The sequence below is a fragment of the Gemmatimonadota bacterium genome, assembly GCA_009835325.1.
Taxonomy (GTDB): domain Bacteria; phylum JAAXHH01; class JAAXHH01; order JAAXHH01; family JAAXHH01; genus JAAXHH01.
The window spans coordinates 1-12,993 of record VXWP01000082.1 but is presented as its reverse complement, the minus strand read 5'-3'; the positions used below and the strand labels follow the sequence as shown (position 1 = coordinate 12,993).

Here is a 12,993-nt window from a genome sequence, read left to right as displayed (position 1 = left end):
CCCCCCTAGATCTTTATCCTCTTCCACCGTCCCCGCCGGAACAGGAACCAGGCGATCACCAGCCGGATTCCCCAGTCCAGCGCCGTACCGTACCAGACCCCCGGCAACCCCCATCCCAGTTCGATCACCAGCACGTACATCATGCCGATCCGCAGGAAGATCGCGCCGAATATGCTGATCAGCATGGGGCTAACGGTGTCTCCCGCGCCCCGCATGGCGCCGGTATAGATCATCAGCAAAGCCGACGTCGGCAGTTCGAGGGCGGCGACACGCACGCAGAGCACGGCCAGGTCATACACTTCCGGCGACGGGCTGTAGATGCCGACGAGCAGGCCGGGCACGGCGACGAAGATGAGGCCCAGGGCGCTCATGGCGATCAGGCCGATTCGTGCGGCCTTCTTCACGGCGAGCTCGGCGATTTCAGGGCGCTCGGCGCCCAGGCTCTGTCCGACCACGGTGGCCACGGCCATGGAAAGTCCGAATACGGGCATGAAGGATACCATCTCCACCCGTATGGTCATGAAATGCGCCGTGAGCGCCGTCGTACCCAGGCTGGTCACGATCCACATGAACGAGAAATAGGCGCATTGCATGACGGACTGCTCTCCGAGATTCGGCACGGCGATCCGTATGATGGTCCGCAGGTGCTCGGATCTGATATTCCCGATGTCGCTGCCGCACAGCCTGAATCTCGCGTGACGGCGGAACAGCCTGTACATGAGCAGGGCGGCGCCCAGGACGTAGGCCGTGCCCGTGGCCAGGGCCGCGCCGGTTATGCCCAGTTCCGGGAAGGGCCCGATGCCGAAAATCAGCACCCAGTCGGCGAAGATGTTGTATACGTTCATGATACCCGTGATCCACATGGGCGTCTTGGTGTCGCCGGCCGCGCGCAGGATCCCGCTGCTGGTGTAGATGAAAAGACGCAGCACGCTGAAGGCGAAGACGATCGGCATGTACTCCTGGGCACGTTCGACGACGTCCGGCTCGGTACCCAGGAACACCATGAGATCCTCGCCGAACATCAGGCCCAGCGCGGCCACCATCAATCCGATGGATGTTCCGAGAATGATCCCCTGGCCGGCGGCCTCGCAGGCCGTCTTCTGGTCGCCCCGGCCCAGGTTTCTCGCCACGACGGCCCCCGTCGCCACCCCGATCCCGTAGAACACGAAAACCACGGTAAAGAGGATCATGGAACTCTGGCCGACGGCGGCGAAAGCCAGCGTGCCGAGGGTACCGATGAAGATGCTGTCGACGATGTACACCGTCGTGTGCATCAGGTTTTCGAGAATGGCCGGCCATGCGAGGGTGAGGATGGTACGGTTGAGTCGTTTTCTGGAGAGGTCGAGCATGGGGTATCCGAACGATCGGAGGATAGGAAGAACGGTCCGTGTAAAACGCTAAAAATCAGTCACTTACCGTGAATTGAAATCTCACCATGTTAGTCGTTTAAGTCCCTTGATGTCAAGGGCATATGGAGGCGCCGCGGCAGGGGGTCTGATTTGTATCAAGTAAATAAAGTAACACGAATATTTGCTTTCTGTAATAACCTTGACGCGCTATACGCCGGAAGCCATAATGACAGTAGCCATGGAATCTGACATCCGCGATCCCGATCTCGCCGAAGCCGGCGCGGCGCGCATGGCATGGGATGCCCGCCAGATGCCGGTCTTGCGCGCGATAAAAGACCGGTTCGAGCGGGAACAACCTCTTCGCGACCTGTGCGTCGGCGTGTGCCTGCACATTTCGACCAAGACGGCCAACCTGGTCACGGCGATCAAGGCGGGTGGCGCGGAACCCATCGTCTGCGCATCCAATCCCCTGAGCACGCAGGACGACGTTGCGGCCAGCCTGGTCGCGCATCACGGGGTGCCCGTATTCGCGAAAAGGGGGGAAGACTCCGGTACTTTCAACCGGCACCTGCACACCGTGCTGGATGCGCAGCCGGATCTCCTGCTGGACGACGGGGCCGACCTGATAACCACGGCGCATCGGGACCACCGCCGGGAACTGGATCGCATCATCGGCGGAACGGAAGAGACGACCACGGGCGTAAACCGGCTCCAAAGCATGGTCCGGAACGGCGATCTGACCTTTCCGGTCATCGCGGTCAATGATTCAAAAACCAAGCATCAATTCGACAACCGGTTCGGCACGGGGCAAAGCGCGCTCGACGGCATCCTCCGGGCCACCAACACGCTGATCGCGGGCAAAACCGTGGTGGTGTGCGGCTACGGCTGGTGCGGACGGGGCGTGGCGTCCCGGGCCAGGGGGCTGGGCGGTCAGGTCATCGTAACGGAAGTGGACCCCGTCGCGGCCCTGGAAGCTGTCATGGAAGGATTCCGGGTACTGCCCATGGCCGAGGCGGCCGCCCTGGGCGACCTGTTCGTCACCGTGACCGGAAACCGCGGGGTCATTCGCCGCGACCACCTGGAAACCATGAAAGACGGCGCCATGCTGGCCAACGCTGGACATTTCGACGTGGAGATCGACGTGCAAGCCCTGGACGCCCTCGCGGTCGAGCGACAGTCCCTGCGTCCATGGGTGGAGGAGTACGTACTGGCGAACGGCCGGAGACTGTATCTCCTCGGCGAGGGCCGGCTGGTCAACCTGGTGGCCGGCGAGGGACATCCCGCCGCGGTCATGGACCTGTCCTTCGCCAACCAGGCCCTTGCGGCGGAGCACCTGGCCGCCCGGCACGAGGAGATGACACCCGGCGTACACACCCTGCCGGATGAGATCGACCGCGAGATCGCCGGCCTGAAGCTCGCGAGCATGGGACTGGCCCTCGACGAGTTGACGCCGGAACAGAGGGCGTACCTGAATTCGTGGCACTGAACGACATGTGGCACTGAGCGATAAGCAGCATCGAGCAATACGGGAATCAGAAGAGGTCGAAAGTGGCTCGGGAGAATCTCGAAAATCAGCAGGCGGCATCAAGTGCGGACGCGTCCAACAGCCTCCAGATGGACCCGGACGCCATGCTCGAGCTCGCGACCAGGACTGCGGAACTCATTATAGAACGTATCAGGAATCTTCCGGATGAACAAGCCTGGGACGGCGAGTTCAAGAAGGAACTGGAAGATCAGCTCATGGAGGATCCGCCCGAAGGCGGCAGTCCCGCGCTGGAGGTCCTGGGGAGGGCGGCAAAGGATATCCTCCCCCTGGGCGCCCGCCTCGATCACCCCCGATCCTTCGCGTTCATCCCGTCGGCGCCGACCTGGCCCGGCATACTGGCTGATTTCATGGTCTCCGCATACCACGTCAACCAGTGTACCTGGCTCACATCCAGTGGTGCGAGCCAGATGGAACTGGTGGTCATGGACTGGATCCGACGCTGGCTGGGGTATCCGGACACCGCCGGAGGCCTGATGACTTCCGGAGGCTCCGCGGCCAGCCTGGAAGCCCTGGTCGCGGCACGGGAATCCGCCGGCGCTCCCGAACGCGGCACGGTCTATATGAGCGACCAGAGCCATAGCGCGCTGGTGCGGGCAGCCAGGATCATGGGCATACGATCCGAATACGTGCGATTGATCCCTACCGACGGGCTTTTTCGGATGGATCCGGAGGCGCTGAAGCGTACGGTGGCGGAGGACCGGGCCGCGGGATTCAACCCAGTGGCGGTCTGCGCCAACGCCGGGGCGGCCAGTACAGGCGCGATCGATCCGCTCGAATCCCTGGCGGATTTCTGCGAGGCGGACGGCATCTGGCTCCACGTCGATGCCGCCTACGGCGGTTTTACGGTGATCACCGAACGAGGGAAGGACCTCCTGCGCGGCATGGAACGCGCGGACTCCATCGGTCTGGACGCGCACAAGTTGTTCTTTCAACCCTACGAAGCCGGTTGCCTGATGGTGAAGGACCTGAGAAACCTCGAGCGCGCATTCGCCGTACGGCACGATATCCTCCAGGATACGATATGGGGCGCGAATCATCCCAACTTCTCGGACCGGGGCTTGCAATTGAGCCGGTCGGTACGGGCCCTGAAAATCTGGGTGTCCGTGAAGACCTTTGGAATGGCTGCATTCCGAAACGCCGTATCCAAAGGCATGGAGCTTGCCAAGCAGGCCGAGGCGTATATCCGGAACAGCGGGACCATGGAGTTGTTGTTGCCGTCTTCCCTCGGTATCGTGTGCTTCCGCGTCAATCCCGACGCTACGGACCTCGATGAGGGATCGCTCGAGAAGATCAACCGAAAAGTGCTCGTCCGCGTCTTCTGGGAGGACCGCGCCCTCATGTCATCGACCCTGTTGCGCGGCAGGTTTACACTCAGGCTTTGCATCGTCAACCATAACACGACCTGGGACGATGTGCGCGAAACCCTGGAAGCCATCGAACGTTTCGGAAACGAGGCGATTTCGGAAACAACCCCGGTTGGCGTGTAGGCCATCTTCCGCTTGACTATGGAAGCCCGGGTTGGTCATAGTGCACATACCTGCCGGTCCGCATGCGTTTCAGACACCGAACGAACCAGCAAAAATCCTCCACAGATAATCTCCACAGATAAAGGACTTCCAGAAGATGACTTTGACAAGCGACGAAGTCGCCCATTTCAGCACCCACGGCTACGTGGCCAGACCGGGATTCTTCTCGGACCGGGAAACCCGGGCCCTCCAGGCCGAGATCGATCGTCTCATGGAAGACGGCGCCCTGCGCAACGTCGCCACGGAGGGCGACGGGAAGACGACGTCCACCACGCAGCGCAATCTGCAACTGTGCCCGATGTACCGGCACAGCGACCTGTTCAGGGCTCTTCCGTTCCAGCCCGACGTGGCCGGTGCCATCTCCCAGTTGATCGGAGATCCTTTTATTCTCCACCTGGACCAGGTCTTTCTCAAGCCGGGCGGAGACGGCATGGGCACCCACTGGCACCAGGATAACGCCTATTTCAAGATCCGTGATCCGCTCATGGGAACGGCCATGTGGATCGCAGTGCACGACGCCACCGTCGAGAACGGCACCATGCAGGTGATTCCCGGCAGTTACCGGACACCTTACGAGCACCGCCGGGACCCCTACAGCGATCACCACATCCGCTGTTATCCGCCGGAGGAACAGGCGGACACCATCGAACTAAAAGCGGGCGGCGCCCTGTTCTTCTGCTACGGAACCGCGCACTGTACCGGCCACAACCGGACGGACCGGTCCCGCGCAGGCATCGCCTTCCACTTTCTGCGCGCGGACTACGCGCCGGAGCAACTCATCGCGGACGGCCGCGACTACCGGCCCTATGTCACCGGACCACGGGCAACGGGAGGGGTGGCGGAGTACGGCGTTCGCGTGGACGGCACGTGGGAATCCGAAGTGGAGAAGGCGCTTGGAGGTGTTACAATATGATCCAGCGGATATCCGCGTCCCTGCGCCTCGTCCTCGCCGCCGGCTTCATCGCGACGGCTGGCGGTACGGTAGCCCAGCAGCCTCCTCCCACGGCCTACCAGGCTGCCCGCACCGGCGGCAACTACATGCACAACTTCTACCTGCCGCCGCCTTCCACGACCACGCCCCGCCGGCCGGCATGGTCCCCCGACGGCGAGACACTGGCCTTCGCGCTGCACGGATCGATATGGCGTATGCGACTGGGCGAACGCACGGCTTACGAACTCACGGACAACGAAACCTACGACTCCTCACCGGCCTGGTCGCCCGACGGCGCATGGATCGCCTACACGGCGGAAACCGACAACCGGACGATCGATCTCATGGTCCTGAACGTCGAAACCGGGGTTTCCCGGCCGCTGAAGACGGGGGATCACCTTTACCTCGATCCCACATGGTCGCCCGACGGTTCCAGACTGGCCTACGTGTCCACGGAACCCAACGGCTATTTCAACATTTTCGTGCAGGACATGGCGGACGGCGGCGCGGCCGGAGACCCGATCCAGCTGACCCGCGACAACGACTATGGCAGGAGCCGCCTGTACTTCGGCGCCTATGACCTCCACATCGAGCCGAGCTGGTCGCCGGACGGCAGTGAGCTGATGTTCATCGGCAACCGCGGCATTCCCCTCGGATCCGGCGCCGTCTGGCGGATGCCCGTCGAACCGTTCGGCATCGACCGGGCCCGTATCGTACTCGAAGAACAGACGCTGTACCGGACCCGGCCGCACTGGTCGCCGGACGGGTCGCGCTTCGTGTACGCTTCTCACCGAGGCGGCCAGTACACGAAACTCTACCTGCTGCCCGCCGATGGGGGCCATCCCTACAAGATCACCTTCGGAGACTGGGACGATTTCTATCCTCGCTGGTCGCCGGACGGGTCCAGAATTGCCTACATCACCAATGAAAACGGCCTGCCGGGCTTGCGTATCATGGAGACCGTGGGCGGCAGGCTGACCGACATCGTCATCGAGGAGAAGCGCTGGCGCGGTCCCCACGGCCGGGCGGCGGTCACCGTGCTGGACGGCGACTCGGGTAAACCGGTCACGGCCCGCGTATACGCCCGGGCATCCGACGGCAAGTCCTATGCCGCGGAAGGCGCGTACCACCGCGTCGGCCGGCTCCGGGAATACTTCTTTCACGCACCCGGATCTTTCATCCTGGACGTCCCGACCGGACCGCTGACCGTGGAAGCCATGAAGGGCTTCGAATTCCATCCCGCCAGCGCGACCGTCCAGATCGAGGACGGGAAGACCACTGCCGTGGCCCTGACGCTGCGGCGCATGACGGATTTGCGGAAAAAGGGATGGTACAGCGGCAGCACCCACATTCACATGAACTACGCGGGGGACCTGCACAACACGTTGGAGAACCTGATGCACATGTCGGAGGCGGAGGACCAGTCCGTGGTCAACGAGCTCGTGGCCAACAAGGACAACCGCATGCTCGACTACCAGTTCTTCACGGGCAAGCCCGACGCCCTTTCCACGCCGGACCACATCCTGCACGTGGGCGAGGAGTACCGGCCCGCTTTCCACGGGCATGTATACTTCATCGGGCTTTCGGACTTCCTCCTGTCGCCCTTCGCGTCCGGTTACGAGGGCACCGCGATATACAGCCTGTACCCGTCAAACACGGATATGCTGAGGCTTGCCGGTGAGCAGGACGCATTCAGGGCATACGTCCATCCCTATTTCGGCGAGGCCGATCCACTGGGCGGCGAGAACCCGACGCTCGGCAGCGCCAAGGCCTTTCCCGTGGACGCGGCGCTGGGTACCGTGGAAGCCCTCGAGATCTCGGGGGCGGGCCACGCCGTACTCGACGTGTGGCATCACCTGCTCAACAACGACATCAACATCGTGCTGACGGGCGGGGAGGACTCCATCAGCAGCATGTACCGCACCGCCATCGTCGGACAGGTGCGGTCCTACGTCTACCTGGGCGACAAGATCCTGTCTTGGGACGCCTGGCTGTCGGCGCTGCGGGCCGGACGGACCTTCGCCACCAATGGACCGCTGCTTGAATTCACCATCGACGATGCGATGCCCGGCGAGGTCATCCGGCTTCCGAAGGAGGGCGGTGCAATCACGCTGCGGGGCACCGTCCGGAGCATCGTACCCCTCGAGAAGGTTACGGTCTACCGGAACGGCCGGATTCTGAAGGAGATCCCGCTGTCCGGGGAAGGTACGGAAGCGGTTTTCGAGGATGAGATGACCGTTCGAGACAGCGGATGGTACACCCTCCAGGCCGAGGGCGCCCCGTGGACCCATCCCATCGACGACCGCTATCCGCTGGCCACCACCCAGTCCATTCGGGTCTACGCGGGCGACGACCCGATCCGCAACCCGGATTCCGCCCGGTACTTCGTCCGGTGGATCGACCGGCTCATCGAAATGGCCGAAGCACATCCAGGCTGGCGTTCGCAAGAGGAAATCGATCACGTGATCGGCCAGTTCCGGGAAGCCCGCGCAATCTACGAGAACCTCGCCCGGTGACCGGCCGGGTGACCGGGGTTCAAGCCGCGCCGGCGTCCAGTAACCGGCTCGAGGCAATCACGCTCCCAGGCTGTTCAGCACGGCGTCCCAGGCCAGTTCCGAGGCGATCATCCCGAAATCGGTCGTGCTCTTCAGGCGCCTGTTCTCCACCTCGCCCGTCGTCGCCGTAAACAGCACGTCCCCGTCCCGCGTCGTGTGAAAGGGCTGGATCGCCCGGGCCATGGACGCGTGGACCTGCCTGCCGATCTGGTTCAGTTCCCCCTGGGTCCATTTCTGGTTGGTCACGACCAGCGTCAGCGTGGTATGCCTGCCCATCTGGTCGGACCTGGATTTCGAGCCCCTGGCGAGGCGCGCTTCCAGCTTGTCGTAGGGATGACGATGATCCCGCGTGCGGACCCGGCCTTCGCGGTCCACGATGTCACCCAGGGCGTTCACCACAGTGAAAACGGCGATCTTCGTCGCGCCGATCTCGCGAAAAGCGCCTCCCTGGCCGACGCCCGCCCAGCGTCCCGCGCCGCGCCGGCCGTAGAAGAACCGGTCCGGTGACGCCGCCTCCGCGGCCGCTTTGCCGAGCGCCTTGTCCGGATACACAAAACCCTTCCGGTTGAACCAGTCGAAGATGATCGCACCGGCGACGAGCGGGAGGGGCGGGGGATTGCTTGGCGCCGCTGCAGCGGTCAGGGCGGCCCGCACGCCGGACACGGCTTCCAGCCCGTGCAACGAACCCCCTGCGAAGCAAATGGCGTGGTGGAACTGGTACTCGAATTCGACCACGCCGGGCATGCCGCCGCGCACGTCGACGGCCGTGACGAAGCCTTCGTCGAAAAGGAAGAGGGTACATCCGGTCGGGCCTTCGTCGTACTCGGCGAATCCGATGCTCAGGCGGGGGAAGTCAAACTCGAGGGAGGGCGTGTCGAAGTCGGTTACCGGAACAGGCGAGTCTCTGCCGGGCATACTGGCATCTCCTGAGCGCCCGGCGTTCGGGCGGGTCCGTAAGGGGTCGGTCCGTTGGCAGCGCGTCCTTCGATACACAATAGCCCGTGTACTGTGCGGATCAGTTCACGGGCTATCACACTTGCGTGCTGTGCTGTGCAGGCGTCTCTAACCGGACACCTTGGTTACGTTAGCGGCCTGGAGTCCCTTGGGACCTTCAGTAATGTCAAAGGTGACTTCATCGCCTTCATTCAGCGTCTTGAATCCCTGCGCGACGATCGCTGAATAGTGAACGAACACATCGTCCCCATCGTCTCGCGCGATGAATCCGAACCCCTTGCGTTCGTTAAACCACTTTACCGTGCCGCGTTCCATACTGACACTCCTGCCCTTCATAGGAAGAAATGGTCTCCCTGACAACCTCAATGAATACACGGCACCGGCAAAGACGGTGGGATGCCTGGTCGGTGGTCGCGCATAGGTTGTTGGGGATGAGGATTAAAGGATTTGCTCCTTCGGGCAAATATACGGAAGGGGGGTGCCTTGTCAAGTGATTTCTTAGCCTTCGAATCAAAAACAGGTTGCTTAAAATCGGGCCGTGACGCATAAATAAGAGTATCTCTTCCCCAGCTTATCATGACCGCCTTCAACCGGATGAATACCGTGCTGGAACCACCCGGTGCAGCGCCGGTTGCGGACGGCGGATTCGGAGGTACTCCCATGAACCCCCTCTCACCGGATCTGAACTTCGATCCGAGATTCGAAGATCCCAGGGAACTGGCGGCGCTCAACCGCAGAGGTTTCCTGGGCCGCTTTCTCGGCGGCACGCTGGCAGGCGCCGCGCTGCTGTCGCTGGGAACGAAATCCGCCCGTGCGTCGGTGGACATGAACGACATGGGCGCGGCGGCCGCGCCCGATGACGAGCAGTTCTGGAAACTGGTCACCAAACAGTTCCTGATCCGCCCGGACCTCGCCTACATGAACACCGGGACGCGGGGACCTTCGCCGCGCAGCGTCCACATGGCGCAGATCGACGCCTTGAATCGCCTCAACAACGATTACGTGGATTTCAGGCTAAATCACTATACCATGGACTTTGCCGACGCGTTCATGGCCAAATTCGCCGCGTACGTCGGCTGCAAACCCAACGAACTCGCCCTGGCGAACAATACTACGGACGGGATGATCACGGGTACTTTCGGACCCGTTCTCGAACCTGGGGACGAGATCCTCTATACCAACCACTGCCACGGTGCCGGCACGAACCCCGTGCTGAACCGGGCGCACCGGGACAAGCTGAAGGTAGGCGTCATCGACCTTTCCGACCCGAAGCTTCACCCGCCGAAGTCGCCGGACGACCTCCTGAAGGCCTTCGAAGCCGCGATCACGCCACGGACCAAGCTGCTCAGCTTCTGTCATACGAACTACACGGACGGACTGTTCATGCCGGTCAAGGAGATCTGCGAGATGGCGCGGTCAAAGGGCGTCATCACGCTGGTGGACGGCGCCCAACCACCGGGCATGGTCAAGCTCGACATGCACGACCTCGGATGCGACATGTACGCCGGCCCGTCGCACAAATGGATGCTGGCCTCCATGCAGTCCGGTTTCTTCTATGTGAAAGAGGACATGTTCGACCGGATTCAGCCCGTCACCTCGACCACGCCCTTCGCGGGCAAGAACATGTACGGCGAAGATCTCTCCACGAACGAGCGGTGGCTCGAGCGGATGAACTCGGCCGGCCAGTATACGCGGCGGGGTTCCAGCTGCTATGCGAAGTGGACAGCCGTCAACGCGGCGCTCGATTTTCACAACCACCTGACCCCTGAAGGGATCGAAGCCCGCATCCGCTACCTGGCCGGCAAGCTGGCCATGGGGCTACGCAACATCGACGGCGTGGAGGTATTCGCTTCCGAGGACCCGAGGTTACACGCGGGTCTGATCCCCTTCCGAATCAAGGGGGTGCCGACGCGGGATCTGAATACAAAGCTGTTGGAGGATTACAACATCTACATCCGCAGCGTGACCCACCTGCAGGTCGGCTGGGACGCCAACCGCGCCTCGATGCACATCATGGTCACGGCGGCCGAAGTGGATAAGATACTCGGCGCGGTCGAAGAGATTTCGAAATCGGTGAACGGATAGACGGAGCAGGATTCGGGGCGGGCTTCAGCGCAGACAGGACTTCATGGTCCTTCCTCCCCGCCCGTCCTTTCGGTCTTCTTCGTGTCAAGCCGCATCCAGAGGTGCTTCATGATCCATTCCAGGAGGCGGGGCGACAGCCAGTGGAAGAAGACGAAGAACTTGCCGTAGAAGGAGACCACGACTTCCCGGCTTCCCCGGCGGGCGGCGCGGACGATGGCCGCGGCCACGTATTCGGCGGAGATCGAAGGAGCGCTCATCCGCTGCCCCTTCTGTCTCATCAGGGGCGTGTCGTGGAAGGTCGTGTCGACCCGGGGCGGGCACAGGACCGTAACAGTGATCCCGTGTTCGGCCACTTCCATGCGCAAACTGTCCGAAAAGGCCTGCACGGCGAATTTGCTCGCACAGTAGGCCGAGATGTGAGGCAGTGCCCGCTTGCCGGCGACGGATGAGATATTGACGATCCGGCCGCTTTGCTGCCTGATCATGTGGGGCAGTACCGCCTGCGTGCACCAGATCAGGCCGAAGAAATTCACCTCGAAGATCCGCTTCAATTCCTCCGGATCCATACCGTCCACCGGACTCAGCAGGCCGATTCCCGCGTTGTTGACCAGCACGTCTATACTTCCCTGGGAAGCCGCGATCTCTTTCATCTTTTCGAACACGGCGGTCCGGTCCGTGACGTCCACGGCCATGGGGACTGCCCGTCCACCCGCCTTCTCGATGTCCGCGGCGATGCGTTCCAGTCTGCCCTCGGAACGGGCCGCCAGGACGACCGTGGCGCCTTCGCGGGCAAAGGCCTCGGCCGCCGACTGCCCGATACCGGTCGATGCACCGGTAACCACCACCACTCTGTCACGCATCGAAGCCATGAGCGCCTAACCCTCCCGGTCCTGTTCCAGGGAAACCATGCGGCCCGTTTCGCTGGACCGGTACGCGGCTTCGATGATCCGCAGCACGCGCAGGGCGTTCTCACCGTCATCGTACGGGCCGTCCGGGCCGTCCGGCTCGTCCGGGCTTTGCGGATTGCCCGAACCGTTCTCCATGGCCGAGGCGATGAACCGGCCGACGAAATCCTGACCGTACCTGCCCCCGTATGCTTCGGATTCCGCGACGACGTACTTCAGTTCACGTCGAGGCGTGGCATTCCAAACCTTCGATGTACTCTCGACGACGACGGGTCGGTCCTCCGCGGTGGGATACCAGGTAATGTTGCCCTCCAGACCGCGGAAACCCAGGTAGGTGTCGTAGCTGCCCGACAGGTACCCGGCCTGGCTGATGGGCAGGAGATATCCGGCGTGAAGCGTGGCGATCGCGCCGCTGCCCATCCGCATGATTACCCCGGCCGTATCCTCCACGTCGATGGGCTGCTCGTTCAACGTATCCACCATGGCGGTAACGGCCGTGACCTCTTCCCGCGTGATGTACCGGATCGCGTCGATCCAGTGGCAGCCCAGCCAGCTTAAGATGCCGCCGCCGGCAATCCCCTTCTGGAACAGCCAGTGCGTGGGGTCGCGGAATCGGACCTGGGACGTCACCATCCTGCCTTCCACGGACAACAGCTTTCCGATGACGCCCGCGTCGATCAACGCCCTGAGATCATTGACGATGGGGTGAGACCGCCAGGTGTAGTAGACCCCCAGGCGAACCCCGGCGCCGCGAACCGCGTCGAGCAGGGATCCCATATCCACGCTGCTGGCCGCGACCGGCTTCTCAGTCAGGATATGCTTTCCCGCCTTCGCCGCCCGGATCACCCATTCGGGATTCCGGTCGTTCGTTGCCAGCGATACGACGATGGGTATGTCCTCCCGCTCCATGATCCCGTCGAAGGTGGACCGTCCGGGCTCCAGCTTGGGATGGTCCTCGCGCCGCAATCGTTCCAGCGCTTCGTTATCATCGTCCCAGGCTACGATACCCGTCACCTCGTCCAGCAGCTCCAGGGTGCGGAAATGGGGACGGGCATGCGGATGAGTCACTCCCAGGAAACCGACCTTGACTTTCATCGAACCGTTCCTTCCCCGTCGAGGTCCTGTCCCGAGCCGTACAGGTA

At 62.6% G+C, this 12,993-nt stretch carries 10 protein-coding genes; 5 read left to right on the top strand and 5 right to left on the bottom strand.

The features are described 5' to 3' along the window. Window positions 1-5 precede the first annotated feature (5 nt). Window positions 6-1,349, bottom strand: coding sequence for an MATE family efflux transporter (locus F4Z81_10645; protein MXW05512.1), 1,344 nt, complete (start codon window positions 1,347-1,349; stop codon window positions 6-8). Window positions 1,350-1,587: 238 nt separating this feature from the next. Here F4Z81_10645 and F4Z81_10640 point away from each other — a divergent pair, with 238 nt between their 5' ends. From F4Z81_10640 to F4Z81_10625, 4 genes are all read left to right on the top strand, one after another. Beyond that, window positions 1,588-2,835: an adenosylhomocysteinase gene (locus F4Z81_10640; protein MXW05511.1), complete on the top strand. Its 1,248-nt coding sequence runs from the start codon at window positions 1,588-1,590 to the stop codon at window positions 2,833-2,835. Window positions 2,836-2,897: 62 nt separating this feature from the next. Further along, complete coding sequence (locus F4Z81_10635; GenBank protein ID MXW05510.1) at window positions 2,898-4,382, top strand: aminotransferase class V-fold PLP-dependent enzyme; 1,485 nt, start codon at window positions 2,898-2,900, stop codon at window positions 4,380-4,382. A gap of 136 nt (window positions 4,383-4,518) precedes the next feature. After that, window positions 4,519-5,334 (top strand): phytanoyl-CoA dioxygenase family protein, encoded by an 816-nt coding sequence (locus tag F4Z81_10630; protein ID MXW05509.1) that lies wholly within the window; start codon window positions 4,519-4,521, stop codon window positions 5,332-5,334. Beyond that, complete coding sequence (locus F4Z81_10625) at window positions 5,331-7,868, top strand: hypothetical protein (protein ID MXW05508.1); 2,538 nt, start codon at window positions 5,331-5,333, stop codon at window positions 7,866-7,868. The genes F4Z81_10630 and F4Z81_10625 overlap by 4 nt, the downstream gene beginning before the upstream one ends. Window positions 7,869-7,925: 57 nt before the next feature. Here F4Z81_10625 and F4Z81_10620 read toward each other — a convergent pair whose 3' ends face one another. Both F4Z81_10620 and F4Z81_10615 read right to left on the bottom strand, forming a co-directional pair. Beyond that, window positions 7,926-8,822 (bottom strand): 6-aminohexanoate hydrolase, encoded by an 897-nt coding sequence (locus F4Z81_10620; GenBank protein MXW05507.1) that lies wholly within the window; start codon window positions 8,820-8,822, stop codon window positions 7,926-7,928. A 147-nt stretch (window positions 8,823-8,969) separates the two neighbouring features. Further along, on the bottom strand, window positions 8,970-9,176 hold the full coding sequence (locus F4Z81_10615) for a cold shock domain-containing protein (GenBank protein ID MXW05506.1): 207 nt from the start codon (window positions 9,174-9,176) through the stop codon (window positions 8,970-8,972). Window positions 9,177-9,437: 261 nt separating this feature from the next. Between F4Z81_10615 and F4Z81_10610 the strand changes: the two genes are divergently transcribed. After that, the gene (locus F4Z81_10610; GenBank protein MXW05505.1) at window positions 9,438-10,946 is read left to right on the top strand and encodes an aminotransferase class V-fold PLP-dependent enzyme; all 1,509 of its coding nucleotides are present in this window, start codon (window positions 9,438-9,440) and stop codon (window positions 10,944-10,946) included. A 41-nt stretch (window positions 10,947-10,987) separates the two neighbouring features. Here the strand turns inward: F4Z81_10610 and F4Z81_10605 are convergent, their stop codons facing one another. Then, complete coding sequence (locus F4Z81_10605) at window positions 10,988-11,815, bottom strand: SDR family oxidoreductase (protein ID MXW05504.1); 828 nt, start codon at window positions 11,813-11,815, stop codon at window positions 10,988-10,990. Window positions 11,816-11,821: 6 nt separating this feature from the next. Further along, complete coding sequence (locus F4Z81_10600; GenBank protein MXW05503.1) at window positions 11,822-12,946, bottom strand: Gfo/Idh/MocA family oxidoreductase; 1,125 nt, start codon at window positions 12,944-12,946, stop codon at window positions 11,822-11,824. Window positions 12,947-12,993: the final 47 nt, after the last annotated feature.